Here is a 14,342-nt window from a genome sequence, read left to right as displayed (position 1 = left end):
GCCGGGGCCCGGGCGGCCGGCCCGGGAACGGCGACGGCCCCCGACCAGTCGGACTGGTCGGGGGCCGTTCCCGTGAGTGGCGGCGCTAGGATTCGAACCTAGGAAGGCTGAGCCGGCAGATTTACAGTCTGCTCCCTTTGGCCGCTCGGGCACACCGCCGGGTTTGCCGCCCGGAGCCGCGCTCCGTGGCAACGCGCATAACCATACCCGATGGTGGGGGGTGGTTCGCCACCTGGTCGTCCCGCAGTGGATCACCGTGGCGGATGACTAGGCTGACGGGGGCGTGCCGCGCGACGGCCGCACCCTGACGGATCTACGCACGAGGAGCCAATCCACGATGGCCGACTCCAGTTTCGACATCGTCTCGAAGGTCGAGCGGCAGGAGGTCGACAACGCCCTCAACCAGGCCGCCAAGGAGATCTCCCAGCGCTACGACTTCAAGGGCGTGGGCGCCTCCATCGCCTGGTCGGGCGAGAAGATCGAGATGCGTGCCAACTCCGAGGAGCGGGTCAAGGCGATCCTCGACGTCTTCCAGTCCAAGCTGATCAAGCGCGGCATCTCCCTCAAGGCGCTGGAGGCCGGGGAGCCGCAGGCGTCCGGCAAGGAGTACAAGCTCGTCGCGTCGATCCAGGAGGGCATCTCCCAGGAGAACGCCAAGAAGATCGCGAAGATCATCCGCGACGAGGGCCCCAAGGGCGTCAAGGCGCAGGTGCAGGGCGACGAGCTGCGGGTCAGCTCCAAGAGCCGGGACGCGCTGCAGGAGGTCATCGCCCTGCTCAAGGGCAAGGACTTCGACTTCGCGATCCAGTTCACCAACTACCGCTGAGCGGCGGGGCCGCCCCGGGAGCGCCCCGGACCGGTCCCCGCGTACCGGACGCCCGCCGGTCCGTCGGGTGTCCGCGGCGGACCGTCAGCCCTCGGCGCTCACCGGTTCCCACGGCTCCTCCGCGCCTTCTGCTGTCCGCCCCTCCCGTCCCTCCCGGGGCGGTCGCCGGGCAGGGGGCGGGCCGGCGGCCTCCTGACGCCCCGGCAGTGGGCCTCCGGGCACCCGGGGAAGGAGGCTCCGGGAGGTTGGGGAACGCCCGGCCCCGGGAACCCGGGCGCGGACCGTCCCGCGCGTACGGGCCCTGGAGGACGCATGAGGAAGAAGACCGTACGGACCGTCCTGCCGGCCGCGCTGCTGTGCGGCGCGTTCGCGCTCGCCGCCTGCGGGGAGGACGGCGGGAACAACGAACTCACCGGAGCTGCCGTCCGTACCGCCGCCGCCCAGGCCGGGGAGGCCGCCTTCGAACAGGCCGGGCACCCCATCGAGGGCGGCCTCGACTGCGCCGACGAGGGCAGCGGCGAGAACCTGCGGATCACGTGCGACGGGAGGACCCGGGACGGCGGGGAGGCCAGGCTGACCGCCGAGGCCGACCGGAACCCGGAGATCAACACCAGCGGCGGGGTCAGGATCGAGGGCTTCGAGGTCGTCGGCACGGTGGACGGCAACCAGGTGATCAAGAAGAAGGGCTGCATCGGCGTCGGCTGCTGACCGCCGCACCCGCGGCACGGGGGAACGCCGCCGGGCGCGGCTGAACGCGGCGATACGGGGCAGACGGCCCAACGATCAGTGCCGGAACCGAGCCGCGCCGAACCACCGAGGGGGGATCACCGCCGATGGCCGCACCCATCCGCCGGACGCGCCCGACGGACCGCGGGCCCGCCTTCGACCTCCGGCTGACCGCCCTGGCCTTCGGACTGGCCGCCATCGTCCTGGTCGGCGCGGGGTTCGCCGCGCGTACGGTGGCCGAGGCCGCCGGACGGCACCCGGTCGCGGCCGTCGCCCTCTGCCTGCTCGCCGCACCGGCGGCCGTCGGCCTCCTGCGCGGCGGGCGCCGCTTCCGGGCGGCCAGGGCCGCGCGCCGGGCCGCCGAGGCCCTGGCCGAGGGCGCCGAGACCGCCCTGGAGACCCTGGAGGAGACGGCACCCGCCGGCGCCGGGCCCGCCACCGCGCCGGACCGGGAGGCCCCGGTGGGCCGGGCGGTCCCCGCGGACCCCGTGGACTACGCGGACCCCGCGGACATCTCGGACCTCGTGGACTACGACGCCATGGACGCGGAGCAGTTCGAACAGGCCGTCGCGGCCCTGTGCGAGCGGGACGGCTGCCGGGACGTCCGGGTCGTGGGCGGGGCCGGCGACCTCGGCGCCGACGTCGTCGCCACCGCCCCGGACGGGCGGCGCGTGGTCATCCAGTGCAAGCACTACAGCGACACCAACAAGGTCGGCTCGCAGGACGTGCAGCGCTTCGGCGGCACCTGCTGGTCCGTCCACGACGCCCAGGTGGCGGCCGTGGTGACCACCAGCGACTTCACGGCGCCCGCCGCCGAGTACGCCGACCGGTGCGGCATCCTGTGCGTCGACCGCCGGGCGCTGCTGGCCTGGAGCGACGGCACCGGACCGGCGCCCTGGGCCGGCCCCGGCGCGGACCCGGCCCGCACCGGCCGGCCGGACGCCGGAGGGCCCGGGGTCTAGGCGCCTCCTCGGCGGCGGGCCCGGTGGCGCGGACCCCGGCCCCTCGGCGTCCTCACGGGTGCCGCCCCGCCATGCGTTCGAGCCGGGCGATGCGCTCGGCCATCGGCGGGTGGGTGGAGAACAGCTTGGACAGCCCGTCGCCGGGGCGGAACGGGTTGGCGATCATCATGTGGCTCGCCGTCTCCAGCCGGGGCTCCGGCGGCAGCGGAAGCTGCTTCGTGCCGGCCTCCAGCTTGCCCAGGGCGGAGGCGAGGGCGAGCGGATCGCCGGTGAGCTGGGCCCCGGAGGCGTCCGCCTCGTACTCCCGGGAGCGGCTGACCGCGAGCTGGATCAGGGACGCGGCGAGCGGGCCGAGCAGCATGATCAGCAGCATGCCCACCAGGCCGGGGCCCTCGTCGTCGTCCGACCGGCCCACCGGGATCAGCCAGGCGAAGTTGACCAGGAACATCACCACCGAGGCCAGTGCGCCCGCGACGGAGGAGACGAGGATGTCGCGGTTGTAGACGTGGCTCAGCTCGTGCCCGAGGACGCCGCGCAGCTCGCGCTCGTCGAGCAGGCGCAGGATGCCCTCGGTGCAGCAGACCGCGGCGTTGCGCGGGTTGCGGCCGGTGGCGAACGCGTTGGGCGCCTGCGTCGGGGAGATGTACAGGCGCGGCATGGGCTGGCGGGCCGCCGTGGACAGCTCCCGCACCATGCGGTAGAGCTCCGGGGCCTCGAACTCGCTGACCGGGCGGGCCCGCATCGCTCGCAGGGCCAGCTTGTCGCTGTTCCAGTAGGCGTAGGCGTTGGTGCCGAGCGCGAGGACGAGCGCGATGACCAGGCCCGTACGGCCGAAGAAGCCGCCGATGACGATGATGAGTGCGGACAGTCCCCCGAGAAGCAGGGCGGTCTTCAGCCCGTTGTGCCGGCGGTGCACGGTACGCCCTCCAGATGGTGCGGCAGGGGAACCCTTCGGGTGGCTCGTGTGGCGGTGTCTCCGCCTTGTGGCGGATTCGGTGGACCCTTCCTGAAAGGCCAACGCCACGTGGGGGTGCTGGGTTCCCGGCGGCCCTCCGCTTAAAGCAGCGCGTCCGCCGCGAAGCGCAGTGCGAGCTGAGGAGCACCCGAAAGGACCACGCCGGCGGCGAAGGCCAGGCCGATCGCGGCGGCGAGCGGCCCGGCGACGCGCGGGCGGGGGCGGGCGGCGGCCTCCGGCCCGGCCCCGGCGGGGGCGGCGGGGGCGCGGAAGAGGACGGCCGTCCACGCCAGGTAGTAGTACAGGGCGATCACGACGTTCACCGCCATCACCACCGCCAGCCAGCCCAGGCCCGCCTCCACGGCCGCCGAGAAGACCGCGACCTTGGCGAACAGGCCGATGATCCCCGGGGGGAGCCCGGCCAGGCAGAGCAGGAAGAAGGCGAGGGCGAGGGCGGCCAGGGGGTGGGCGGCGTACAGGCCGCGGTAGTCGGTGATCCGGTTGGCGGCGGCGGTGCGGCCGACGTGGGCCGCGACGCCGAAGGCGCCGAGGTTCACGGCGGCGTACATCAGGGCGTACGCGACGGTCGCGCCGACGGTGGTGGCCGGGTCGTCGGTGGAGGCGGCGGCCGCGACGGGCACCAGCAGGTAGCCGGCCTGGCCCACCGAGGACCACGCCAGCAGGCGCACCGCGCTGTGCGCGCGCTCGGGGCGCTGCCGCAGGGCGGCGACGTTGCCCGCGGTCATGGTGAGGGCCGCCAGGACGGCCAGGACCGGGCCCCAGACGTGGTCGTACGCCGGGAAGGCCAGCACGGTCACCAGGATCAGCCCGGAGAAGCCCACCGCCTTGCCGATGACGGACAGGTAGGCGGCCACCGGGACCGGCGCGCCGGCGTAGGTGTCCGGCACCCAGAAGTGGAAGGGGACGGCGGCGGTCTTGAAGGCGAAGCCGACCAGGGTGAGGACGACGCCGGCGGTGGCCAGGGTGCCCAGGGCGGGGTCCACCCCGCGCAGCCCCTCGGCGACCCGGCTCAGGTGCATCCCGCCGGTGGCGGCGTAGACGAAGCTGACGCCCAGCAGGCTGACGGCGGTGGCGGTGACCGAGGAGAGGAAGAACTTCAGCGCCGCCTCGGAGGAACGGCCCTCCCCGCGGCGCAGCCCGACCAGGGCGAACGACGGCAGGGAGGCGACCTCCAGGGCCACGATCAGGGTCGCCAGGTCGCGGGCGGCGGGCAGCAGGGCGGCGCCCGCGGCGGAGGACAGCAGCAGGAACCAGTACTCGCCGGACGGCAGCCCCTCGTCCCGTACGGCCGTCACCGACAGCAGGGCGGCCAGCAGCGCGGCCCCCAGCACCACGAGCTGCACGGCCAGGGCGAACGGGTCGGCGACGTAGCTGCACACCGCCGGGTCGTCGGTGAGGCAGAAGGTGGCGCGGTCGCCGTCGAGCAGCGGCAGCAGCGACAGCGCGGCGAGTGCGAGGAAGGCGGTGGCGAGCCGGCCGAGCAGCGGCTTGCGGTGCTCGGGCAGGAACAGGTCGGCGACCAGGACGGCGACGGCGCCCAGGGCCGCGACGGTGGGCGGGGCGATGGCCGCCCAGTCGACGGACTGGACCACGCTCCGGGCGGACTCCTGGGCGAGCACGGTCATCGGCTGACTCCCGGGAGGAGGTTCTGCACGGCCGGGTCGGTGAGCCCGAGGAGGAGCGCGGGCCACAGTCCGGCCAGGACGGTGAGGACGACGAGCGGGGTCCAGGCGGCGAACTCGTGGGCGCGCACGTCGGCGAGGGCGAGGGTGGCGCCGGAGGTGGGCGGCTGCCCCATGCAGACGCGGCGCACGACCACGAGCAGGTAGGCGGCGGTCAGCAGGGTGCCGAGGGCGCCGGCGGCCATGCAGACCAGGTAGGCGGGACGGCTGAGGCCGTCGGCGGGGTGGTAGGCGCCGAGCAGGGCGAGCATCTCGCCCCAGAACCCGGCGAGCCCCGGCAGTCCCAGGGAGGCCACCGCGCCGAAGGCGAGCAGCCCGCCGAGGCGGGGGGCGCGTCCGTACAGCGCCGCGCCGCCGCCGTCGAGCGCGAGCCGGTCCAGGTCGGTGGTGCCGGTGCGTTCCTTCACCGCGCCGACGAGGAAGAACAGCAGGCCGGTGATCAGGCCGTGGGCGACGTTGGCGAACAGCGCGCCGTTGACGCCGGTGCGGGTGAGGGTCGCGATGCCCAGCAGCACGAAGCCCATGTGGCCCACGGAGGAGTAGGCGATGAGCCGCTTGAGGTCGCCGCCGTTGCCGCGCCGGGCGAGGAAGAGGCAGGCCAGCGATCCGTAGACGATCCCGGTGGTGGCGAAGGCGGCCAGGTACGGGGCGAGGGTGTGGATGCCGTCGGGCACGGCCGGCAGGACGATCCGGACGAAGCCGTAGGTGCCCATCTTCAGCAGGACGCCCGCCAGCAGCACCGAGCCGACGGTCGGGGCGGCGGTGTGGGCGTCGGGGAGCCAGCTGTGCAGCGGCCACATCGGCGTCTTGACGGCCAGGCCGATCCCGATGGCGAGGGCGGCCAGGAACTGGGTGGTGTGGCTCAGGCCCCGGCCGTGGGCCTCGGCGAGCGCCACCATGTCGAACGTCGGGCCGCCCGGCGCGTCCAGGCCGAGCAGCAGCAGCCCGAGCAGCATCACCACGGAGCCGAGCAGGGTGTAGAGGACGAACTTCCGCGCGGCGCCCTCCCGCCCCTCGCCGCCCCAGCGGGCGATGAGGAAGTACATCGGGATCAGGACCGTCTCGAAGGCCAGGAAGAACAGCATCAGGTCCAGCACGGCGAAGGTCGCCAGGGTGCCCGCCTCCAGGACGAGCAGGAGCGCGACGAACGCCGCCGGGCGCGGGCCCCCGGGCCCGCGGTGGTAGCTGTGGAGCGCGCACAGGAAGGTCAGCAGCGCGGTCAGCACCACCAGGGGGAGCGAGACGCCGTCGACACCGAGGTGGATGCGGATGTCCAGCGCCGGGATCCAGCCGATGTCGGTCTCGGCCTGCACCGTGCCCGGACGGTCGTGGTCGAAGCCGAGCGCCAGCAGCACCGCCGCGGCGAGCACGGCGCCGGTGACGGTGACGCCGTGGCGCAGCACGGCCTGCTCGGGGCCGCGGCCCTTTAGCCCGGGCGGGGCGGGCAGCAGGGCGGCGCCCGCGCCGAGCAGGGGCAGCACGACGACGGCCGCGAGGAGCAGCCGCATCACGGTGTCGTTCAGGGGGATCACTGGTCACGCTCCGGCGGCGACGAGGACGGCGGCCACGGCCAGGACGAAGGAGCCGGCGAGCAGGGCGCCGAGGTAGGTCTGCACGTTGCCGGTCTGGGCGCGGCGCACGGCCGCGCCCAGCAGCCGGGCCGTACCGCCCGCGCCGTGCACGTAGGTGTCGACGACCTCGCGGTCGAGGAAGCGGACGAGCCGGGCGGCGGCCCGGACGGGGCGTACGGCGACGGCCGCGTAGAGGGCGTCGAGGTGGAAGCCGCGGGCGGCGTGTCGGTGCAGGGGGCCCAGCAGGAGGCGGCCGGGGTCGGCCGGGTCGTCGGCCGCGGCGATGTCGCCGTAGGCCGGCTGGTGGGTGGCGATGGCCTCGGCCTCGGAGACGGCCGGCTCTCCGTACGGGTGGGCGGCCACGGCGCCCAGCGGGACGCGGGCGGCGGCCCGGGCGGTGCTGTGCCGCCAGGCGGCGTACATGATCACGGCTCCGGCGGCGGCGAGGCCGGTGGCCAGGACGGAGGTGGTGAGGGTGGGGGCGAGGGAACGACCGTCGAACCAGTCGGGCAGGGCCCCGTAGAGCAGTCCGACGGCGATGGTGGGCCCGGCCAGCACCCACAGCACGGCGTTCATCGCGACCGGCTGCCGGCCGTGCTCGGGGGCCTCGGGGCCGCGGCCGTGGAAGGCGAGCAGCCACAGGCGGGTGGCGTACGCGGCGGTGAGCAGGGCGGTCAGCAGCCCGGCGAGCAGGACCGTCCAGCCCACGGCGGCCGGGACGGCGTAGTTCCCGGCGGCGGGATCGGTGATGGCGTGTTCGGCGGCGCCGAGGACGGCCTCCTTGGAGAAGAAGCCGGCGAAGGGCGGTGCGGCGGCGAGCGCGAGCAGGGCGACGGTCATCGTCCAGTAGGCGTCCGGCACGCGCTTGGCCAGGCCCCCGGTGCGGGAGAGCGCGGCCAGCGAGTTGGTGCCGGCGGCGTGGATGACCACGCCCGCGGCGAGGAAGAGCAGCGCCTTGAACACGCCGTGCGAGATCAGGTGGAAGACGGCGGCGCCGCGGTCGGCGACGGCCAGCGCCCCGGTCATGTAGCCGAGCTGGCCGATCGTGGAGTAGGCCAGGACGCGTTTGATGTCGTCCTGGGCGAGGGCCGCCAGCGCCGAGCCGACCATGGTGACGGCGGCCATCGCGGCCAGGACGGCGAGCGCGGCGGCCGAGGCGGTGAAGACCGGCAGCAGCCGCGCGACGACGTAGACGCCGGCCGCGACCATGGTGGCGGCGTGGATCAGCGCGGAGACCGGGGTGGGGCCCGCCATCGCGTCGGGCAGCCAGGTGTGCAGCGGGAACTGCGCGGACTTCCCCGCCACCCCGGCGAGCAGCAGCAGCGCGATGACGGTGGGGTGGCTCAGCTCGAAGCCGGACAGCGGCGAGGTGATCCGGGTGACGATGGTGCTGATCCGGAAGGTGCCCGCCTCGGAGGCGAGCGCCAGGATGCCGATGAGGAACGGGACGTCGCCGAGTTTGGTGACGAGGAACGCCTTCAGCGAGGCGGCGCGGGCGGCGGCGGTCTCCCAGTAGTGGCCGACCAGGAAGTACGAGCAGATGCCCATGACCTCCCAGCCGACCAGCAGCACGATCAGGTCGTCGCTGTAGACGACCAGCAGCATCGCGGCGGTGAAGAGGGAGACCAGCGCGGCGTACGACGGGTAGCGCGGGTCGTCGCGCAGGTAGCCGGTGGAGTAGACCTGCACGCAGGACGCGACGAATCCGACCAGGACCGCGACGAGGACGGCGAAGCCGTCGAGGTGGAAGGCGAGCTCGATCGGCAGGGCGTCGTTGCCGGTGGGGGCGAGCCGGGCGGCGCCGGTCAGGGCGCCTCCCCCGTCCTGCCGCAGGGCCACGACCACGGCGAGCGCGGTCGCGGTGAGGGTGGGCAGGACGGCCAGGGGGCGGACGTAGCCGGGGGCGCGACGGCCGAGGAGGAGGCCGGCGAGGGCGCCGAGGAAGGGCAGCAGCGGGACGAGGACGGCGAGGGTCGTGGTGGTCACGCGGTGGCCTCTCCCCTGGTCAGGCGCGTGTCGGCGGGGGCGTCGGCGGTGTTGTCGGCGGGGGCGGCGGCGGAGTCGGCGGTGCCGGTGCCGTCCTCGCCGTCCGTCTCGGCGAGGGCGCGGAGCCGGTCGATGTCGGAGGTGCCCCGGTTGCGGTACACGAGCAGCACGATGGCCAGGCCGATGCCGATCTCGGCGGCGGCGATGGCGATGGTGAAGAGCGTGAGGGCCTGGCCCGCGTGGAGGGTGTCGCGGAGCCAGGCGTCGAAGGCGACGAGGTTGAGGTTGACGGCGTTGAGCATCAGCTCGACCGACATCAGGACGAGGATCGCGTTGCGCCGGGCGAGGACGCCGTACAGGCCGGTGCAGAACAGGAGCGCGGCGAGGACGGCGGGGTAGACGAGGTGCATCAGCGCGCTCCGTTCCGCCGGCTCTTCCGGCGCGACAGGACGATCGCGCCGACGAGCGCGGCGAGCAGGAGGACGGAGAGGGCCTCGAAGGGCAGCACCCAGTGCCGGAAGAGCATCTCCCCGGTGACGCGGGTGGTGCCCTGCGGGCCGCCGCCGTCCAGGTCGATCCAGGCGGTGCGGAAGGCGTCCACGACCACGGTGACCAGGGTGGCGGCCGCCACGGCGGCGACGGCGAGGGCGACGGGCCGGTTGCCGGAGTCGGCGTCCGGGGAGCGGCCGATGGGGGCCTTGGTGAGCATCAGGCCGAAGAGGATGAGGACGACGACGGACCCGACGTAGATCAGGACCTGCACCCAGGCGATGAACTCGGCGGACAGCAGGAGGTACTCGACGGCGATCCCGCCGAGCGCCACCACCAGCCACAGCGCGGCGTGGACGAGCTGCCTGCCGGTGACGGCGGCGACGGCGGCGCCGAGGGTGAGCAGGCCGACGAGGAGGAAGAGGATCTCGACGCCGGTGGGCGACAGGAAGCCGGGGGCGTCGGCCGCGAGCCGTACCGCGGTGCTCACGCGCCGCCCTCCTGCCGCCGCGTTCCGGCCGTCTCCGCAGTCCCGGCCGTCCCGGTCCTCTCCGTCTTCTCGGCGGCCCTGCGGGCGGCGGCGACCTCCTTGGGCTCCTCGGCGGCCGGGTCCAGCGGCGGCGGCGCGGGCACCGTCCACATCCACGCGCGCAGCCGGTCCCGCTCGTGGGTGAGGTCGCGGATGTCGGTCTCGGCGTACTCGAACTCCGGCGACCAGAAGAGCGCGTCGAAGGGGCAGACCTCGACGCAGATGCCGCAGTACATGCAGAGGGAGAAGTCGATGGCGAAGCGGTCGAGGACGTTGCGGCTGCGCTCGCGTCCCCCGGGTGCGGCGGGCGGCACCGTCTCCTTGTGGGAGTCGATGTAGATGCACCAGTCGGGGCACTCCCGGGCGCACAGCATGCAGACCGTGCAGTTCTCCTCGAACAGCCCGATCACCCCGCGGCTGCGCGGGGGCAGCTCGGGCTGGACGTCCGGATAGTGCGCGGTGACCGAGCGCCGGGTCATGGTGCGGAGGGTGACGGCCAGGCCCTTGGCCAGGCCGCTGCCGGGCAGGGCCATTACTGGATCACCACCTTCACCACGCCGGTGAGCGCGATCTGGAGGAGGGCGAGGGGGACGAGCACGGTCCAGGCGAACCGCTGGACCTGGTCCTCGCGCAGCCGGGGGTAGCTCACCCGCAGCCAGATGACGACGAAGGCGAGGACGGCCGTCTTCAGCAGCGTCCACAGCCAGCCGAGGTCGCCGGCGAACGGTCCGTGCCAGCCGCCGAGGAACAGCACCGTGGTCAGCGCGCACAGGACGACGATGCCCGCGTACTCGGCGAGCAGGAAGAGCGCGAAGCGCAGGCCCGTGTACTCGGTGTACGCGCCGAAGATGATCTCGGAGTCGGCGACGGGGGCGTCGAAGGGCGGGCGCTGGAGCTCGGCGAGCCCGGCGGTGAAGAAGACCAGGGCACCGACGATCTGCCACGGCACCCACCACCACTCGAACGCCTCCAGGATGCCGGTCAGCGAGACCGTCCCGGCGGCCATGGCGACGGAGGCGGCGGCCAGCAGCAGCGGCAGCTCGTACGCCATGAGCTGGGCGGCGGTCCGCAGACCGCCGAGCAGGGAGAACTTGTTGGCCGAGGCCCAGCCGCCCATGAGGGAGCCGAGCACGCCGACGCCCATCACGGCGAGCACGAAGAAGATCCCCGCGTCGACGGCCTGGCCCACCATGCCGTCCGGCCCGACCGGGATCGCGACCAGCACCAGCAGGTAGGGGATGAGGGCGACGGCGGGCGCGAGCTGGAAGACCCTGCGGTCGGCGCCCGCCGGTACGACGTCCTCCTTCTGCGCGAACTTCACGCCGTCGGCGACGAGCTGGGCCCAGCCGTGGAAGCCGCCGGCGTACATCGGTCCGACGCGGCCCTGCATGTGGGCCATCACCTTGTGCTCGGCCTGGCCCACCAGCAGGGGCAGCAGGAGGAAGGCGAGCAGCACGGCCAGCAGCCGCCAGGCGACGTCGAGCACGTCCATCAGGCGCCGCCTCCCGTCGTTCCGTCCCGGTCGCCGGCGCCGCCGGTCCCGCGGGTTCCGCGGTCCGGTTCCGGGGCGTCCTCCTCGGGCGCCTCGGGCGCCTCGGGGGCCTCGGGGGCATTCGCCACCGAGGCGCCGCCGCCCTCGGCGAGCGGCGTACCGGCCCGCTCGTCCCGCTCGTGCACACGGCGGGCGGCGTCGGCCGACGTCTCGTCCGCCGGCGTCCCGGCCTCCGGGCCTCCGGCGTCCGGTTTCGGCTGGTGCCAGGGGGCGTCGGTGCTGCGGCGGCCGGGCTCGGCCGCGGCGCGCTGGCTGGCCGAGCCCTGCGAGGCGCTGCGCATCCGGCGCGGCGGCCGGGCCGGGCGCTCGGGGGCGGCGCCCTCCGCCGCCCGCTGGCTCGCCGATCCGGCGCTCGCGCTGCGCATCCGGCGCGGCCTCTCGCCCGCCTCGCCCGCCGCCGCGCGGCCGCGGGCCGGACGGGCGGGCGCCGGGGGAAGCTGGCCCTTGAGCGGACCCCACTCGTTGGGGTCGGGCACCCCGGGCGGCAGCGTCTGCCGCCGCTTGGGTCCGCCGCCGGCGGGCTCGCCGGGCTCCTTGGCGCCGGGCCACGCCTTGGCGACCCGGGCCGCCAGCACGAAGTCCTTGCGCAGCGGATGCCCCTCGAAGCCGTCGGGGAGCAGCAGCGGCGCCGGGTTCGGGTGGCCGGTGAAGACGACGCCGAACATCTCGTGCGTCTCCCGCTCGTGCCAGGACGCCCCCGCGTACACCCCGGTGGCGGTGGGCAGCTCGGGCGCCTCGTGCGGCACGGTGGTCCGCAGCAGCAGCCGCCGCACCGGCGTGCCCAGCGCGGCCAGGTGCGCGCAGACGCGGAAGCCCGTGCCCGGCTCGTCCACGGCGCTCAGCCAGTCGAAGTACGTGCAGCCCAGCCCGTCGCGGGCGGCCGTCAGCGCCTCGATCCAGCGCCCGGCCGGCACGTCGACGGTCAGCAGCCCGTACGCCTCCTCGGCGCTCGCGCCCTCGCCGAAGAGCTCCTCGGGCGGCCGGGGCAGCCAGCCGGCCGCGGACGGGGTGGGCGGGGTGGGCCCGGTCATGCGCCGCCCTCCTCTCCGGTCCGCCCCGGCGGCGGGGCGACCAGGCCGCTGGTCAGGGCGGCCGTCGACGGGGCCGAGGGGGCGGCCGGGGCCGTGCCGTGCCCGTAGCGCTCGGCCGGCGACTCGTGGGCGATCTTCTCCTGGAGCTTGAGGATGCCCTGGAGCAGCGCCTCGGGCCGCGGCGGGCAGCCGGGCACGTAGACGTCGACCGGGATGATCTGGTCCACGCCCTTGGTGACGGAGTACGAGTCCCAGTAGGGGCCGCCGCAGTTGGAGCAGGCGCCGAAGGAGATCACGTACTTCGGCTCGGGCATCTGCTCGTAGAGCCGCCTGACCGCGGGGGCCATCTTGTCGGTGACCGTGCCCGAGACGACCATCAGGTCGGCCTGGCGCGGGCCCGGCGCGAAGGGGATGACGCCGAGGCGGATGAAGTCGTGGCGGGACATCGACGCGGCGATGAACTCGATCGCGCAGCAGGCGAGCCCGAAGTTGAAGACCCACAGGCTGTAGCGGCGGCCCCAGTTCAGGATCACCTTCATCGGCTCCGGGGCCAGCCGGGCCAGCGCGCCCAGGCGGCGGGGCTCCGGCAGGTCCGCCGGGGGCGGTGAGGGAGCGGCGGGCGGGGTGGTGCGGGGGGTCACGTCCATGTCAGGACGCCCTTCTTCCAGGCGTAGAGCAGTCCCACGGCCAGGAAACCGAGGAAGACGAACATCTCCACCAGTGTCACCCCGCCGAAACCCGGCGCGGCGAAGACCGTCGCCCACGGGAAGAGGAAGATCGAGTCGACGGCGAAGACGACGTAGAGGAAGGCGTACACGTAGTAGCGGACCTGGGTGTGCGCCCAGCCCTCGCCGACGGGGTCGACCCCGCACTCGTACGTCAGCAGCTTCTCCGGGGTGGGCACCACCGGCCGCAGCAGCCGCCCGGCACCGAAGGCCACGGCCACGAAGAGCACCCCGACGACCGCCACCAGCCCGACGACCGCATAGCCGTGGAAGTAGTCCGGCACGTCCGTCCCTCGCTGTGTGGTGTTCGCATCAGTACGACGCTCCGTTCGGAAGGGGAGTCTAGACGAGTGGTCCTGGTGTGCTCAGAGGCCGAACGCGGTCGGCGGTCCGGCGGTGGGTGCGGCGGCCCCGGGCCCCGGAACCGCCCGTCCGGCCCGAGGGTGGGGTTAACCCCCCTCCACCCCACCCACACACCCCATGGCGGCGGACCCCGGCGCCCGGCAGTCTTGGGCCCATGACCGCGAGTCCCCCGACCTCCGGCCGCACCTCGCACGACGGCCCGCCCACCCGGCACGACGCACCCGCCTCCCGCCCCGGCGAATCCGCCGGGTCCGCCAGGTCCGGCGACGGCCGCGACCGGCTGCCCCCGCCGCGGCCCCCGCTCGGCGCCGCGACCTGGAAGGAGATCGCGCACCTCCTGCTCAACATGCCGGCGGACATCATCGGCTTCGTCTACGTCTGCGTGTGGGTCTACTGCGGCGCGCTGCTGTCGGTGACGGTGGTCGGCCTGCCGGTGCTGGCGCTCGGCCTGGTCGGGTGCCGCCAGTTCGGCAAGCTGGAGCGGGCCCGCGCCCGGGCGCTGCTCGGGGTGCGGATCGAGGAGCCGACGCCGATCCGGCACCGGGTGCACGGCGGTTTCTTCCCCTGGCTGTGGACGAGCCTGAAGGACCCGGTCGGCTGGCGGAACGCGCTCTACTCCTTCATCCGCCTCCCCTGGGGCATCACCACCTTCACCGTCACCTTCGTCTCCCTCTTCGTCGCCTGGCCCCTCCTGCCGTGGCTGGCGCGCGGGCTGGCCAGCGTGGACCGGGCGATGGTGCGCGGGCTGCTGTCGCCGTCGGACGAGCTGGAGCGGCGCATCGCGGAGCTGGAGTCGGACCGGCGGACGGTGACCGACACCGCCTCCGCCGACCTGCGCCGCATCGAACGCGACCTCCACGACGGCGCCCAGGCCCGCCTGGTCGCCCTCGCCATGGACCTCGGCCTGGCCAAGGAGAAACTCCT

15 protein-coding genes and 1 tRNA gene are annotated in these 14,342 nt (G+C 74.5%); 4 read left to right on the top strand and 12 right to left on the bottom strand.

All coding sequences use genetic code 11. The features are described 5' to 3' along the window. Positions 1 to 77: 77 nt before the first annotated feature. A tRNA-Tyr gene (locus VE546_RS13755) sits at positions 78 to 159 on the bottom strand. Positions 160 to 337: 178 nt separating this feature from the next. On the opposite strand from VE546_RS13755, the gene VE546_RS13750 reads away from it, so the two are divergent. The 3 genes from VE546_RS13750 (at position 338) to VE546_RS13740 (ending at position 2,514) form a co-directional block, all read left to right on the top strand. Then, positions 338 to 826 carry a YajQ family cyclic di-GMP-binding protein gene (locus VE546_RS13750; protein WP_324922065.1) on the top strand — a complete coding sequence of 163 codons (489 nt, stop codon included), beginning with the start codon at positions 338 to 340 and terminating at the stop codon, positions 824 to 826. A 312-nt stretch (positions 827 to 1,138) separates the two neighbouring features. Beyond that, positions 1,139 to 1,534 carry a hypothetical protein gene (locus VE546_RS13745; protein WP_324922064.1) on the top strand — a complete coding sequence of 132 codons (396 nt, stop codon included), beginning with the start codon at positions 1,139 to 1,141 and terminating at the stop codon, positions 1,532 to 1,534. Positions 1,535 to 1,659: 125 nt separating this feature from the next. Continuing rightward, a complete protein-coding gene (locus tag VE546_RS13740) occupies positions 1,660 to 2,514 on the top strand; it encodes a restriction endonuclease (protein WP_324922062.1) in 855 nt (284 codons plus the stop codon). 52 nt (positions 2,515 to 2,566) lie between these two features. On the opposite strand, the gene htpX is transcribed toward VE546_RS13740, so the two are convergent. The 11 genes from htpX to VE546_RS13685 form a co-directional block, all read right to left on the bottom strand. Continuing rightward, on the bottom strand, positions 2,567 to 3,430 hold the full coding sequence (gene htpX / locus VE546_RS13735) for a zinc metalloprotease HtpX (RefSeq protein ID WP_324922061.1): 864 nt from the start codon (positions 3,428 to 3,430) through the stop codon (positions 2,567 to 2,569). Positions 3,431 to 3,570: 140 nt separating this feature from the next. Then, positions 3,571 to 5,115 (bottom strand): NADH-quinone oxidoreductase subunit N, encoded by a 1,545-nt coding sequence (locus tag VE546_RS13730; protein ID WP_324922060.1) that lies wholly within the window; start codon positions 5,113 to 5,115, stop codon positions 3,571 to 3,573. Further along, on the bottom strand, positions 5,112 to 6,680 hold the full coding sequence (locus tag VE546_RS13725) for a complex I subunit 4 family protein (protein ID WP_414720478.1): 1,569 nt from the start codon (positions 6,678 to 6,680) through the stop codon (positions 5,112 to 5,114). The genes VE546_RS13730 and VE546_RS13725 overlap by 4 nt, the downstream gene beginning before the upstream one ends. 27 nt (positions 6,681 to 6,707) lie before the next feature. Continuing rightward, positions 6,708 to 8,729: an NADH-quinone oxidoreductase subunit L gene (locus VE546_RS13720; protein ID WP_324922057.1), complete on the bottom strand. Its 2,022-nt coding sequence runs from the start codon at positions 8,727 to 8,729 to the stop codon at positions 6,708 to 6,710. Further along, positions 8,726 to 9,139, bottom strand: coding sequence for an NADH-quinone oxidoreductase subunit NuoK (gene nuoK, locus VE546_RS13715; RefSeq protein WP_324922055.1), 414 nt, complete (start codon positions 9,137 to 9,139; stop codon positions 8,726 to 8,728). The genes VE546_RS13720 and nuoK overlap by 4 nt, the downstream gene beginning before the upstream one ends. Continuing rightward, positions 9,139 to 9,708 (bottom strand): NADH-quinone oxidoreductase subunit J, encoded by a 570-nt coding sequence (locus tag VE546_RS13710; RefSeq protein ID WP_324922054.1) that lies wholly within the window; start codon positions 9,706 to 9,708, stop codon positions 9,139 to 9,141. Before VE546_RS13710 ends, nuoK begins: the two co-directional genes overlap by 1 nt. Next, positions 9,705 to 10,280 (bottom strand): NADH-quinone oxidoreductase subunit I, encoded by a 576-nt coding sequence (locus VE546_RS13705; RefSeq protein WP_324922052.1) that lies wholly within the window; start codon positions 10,278 to 10,280, stop codon positions 9,705 to 9,707. The genes VE546_RS13710 and VE546_RS13705 overlap by 4 nt, the downstream gene beginning before the upstream one ends. Further along, positions 10,280 to 11,242 carry a complex I subunit 1 family protein gene (locus VE546_RS13700; protein WP_324922102.1) on the bottom strand — a complete coding sequence of 321 codons (963 nt, stop codon included), beginning with the start codon at positions 11,240 to 11,242 and terminating at the stop codon, positions 10,280 to 10,282. The genes VE546_RS13705 and VE546_RS13700 overlap by 1 nt, the downstream gene beginning before the upstream one ends. After that, positions 11,239 to 12,330 carry an NADH-quinone oxidoreductase subunit C gene (locus VE546_RS13695; protein WP_324922050.1) on the bottom strand — a complete coding sequence of 364 codons (1,092 nt, stop codon included), beginning with the start codon at positions 12,328 to 12,330 and terminating at the stop codon, positions 11,239 to 11,241. Before VE546_RS13695 ends, VE546_RS13700 begins: the two co-directional genes overlap by 4 nt. Next, entirely contained in the window at positions 12,327 to 12,977 is a 651-nt protein-coding gene (locus VE546_RS13690; RefSeq protein ID WP_324922049.1) for an NADH-quinone oxidoreductase subunit B family protein, read from the bottom strand. The genes VE546_RS13695 and VE546_RS13690 overlap by 4 nt, the downstream gene beginning before the upstream one ends. After that, a complete protein-coding gene (locus VE546_RS13685; RefSeq protein WP_324922047.1) occupies positions 12,968 to 13,339 on the bottom strand; it encodes an NADH-quinone oxidoreductase subunit A in 372 nt (123 codons plus the stop codon). Before VE546_RS13685 ends, VE546_RS13690 begins: the two co-directional genes overlap by 10 nt. A 233-nt stretch (positions 13,340 to 13,572) precedes the next feature. On the opposite strand from VE546_RS13685, the gene VE546_RS13680 reads away from it, so the two are divergent. Beyond that, the coding region (locus VE546_RS13680) for a sensor histidine kinase (protein WP_324922045.1) at positions 13,573 to 14,342 on the top strand (770 nt) is incomplete at its 3' end.

Origin of the sequence: Streptomyces sp. (genome assembly GCF_035644915.1) — a bacterium.
In the GTDB taxonomy this organism is placed as follows: domain Bacteria; phylum Actinomycetota; class Actinomycetes; order Streptomycetales; family Streptomycetaceae; genus Streptomyces.
The sequence above is the reverse complement of the archived record's forward strand: the minus strand, read 5'-3'. Positions and strand labels throughout refer to the sequence as shown.

Coding starts and splice junctions, on each gene's coding strand:
- VE546_RS13725 (WP_414720478.1), bottom strand. CDS start 6,680: ATGCGGCTGCTCCTCGCGGCCGTCGTCGTGCTGCCCCTGCTCGGCGCG.
- nuoK (WP_324922055.1), bottom strand. CDS start 9,139: ATGCACCTCGTCTACCCCGCCGTCCTCGCCGCGCTCCTGTTCTGCACC.
- VE546_RS13730 (WP_324922060.1), bottom strand. CDS start 5,115: ATGACCGTGCTCGCCCAGGAGTCCGCCCGGAGCGTGGTCCAGTCCGTC.
- VE546_RS13705 (WP_324922052.1), bottom strand. CDS start 10,280: ATGGCCCTGCCCGGCAGCGGCCTGGCCAAGGGCCTGGCCGTCACCCTC.
- VE546_RS13745 (WP_324922064.1), top strand. CDS start 1,139: ATGAGGAAGAAGACCGTACGGACCGTCCTGCCGGCCGCGCTGCTGTGC.
- VE546_RS13690 (WP_324922049.1), bottom strand. CDS start 12,977: ATGGACGTGACCCCCCGCACCACCCCGCCCGCCGCTCCCTCACCGCCC.
- VE546_RS13695 (WP_324922050.1), bottom strand. CDS start 12,330: ATGACCGGGCCCACCCCGCCCACCCCGTCCGCGGCCGGCTGGCTGCCC.
- VE546_RS13740 (WP_324922062.1), top strand. CDS start 1,660: ATGGCCGCACCCATCCGCCGGACGCGCCCGACGGACCGCGGGCCCGCC.
- VE546_RS13750 (WP_324922065.1), top strand. CDS start 338: ATGGCCGACTCCAGTTTCGACATCGTCTCGAAGGTCGAGCGGCAGGAG.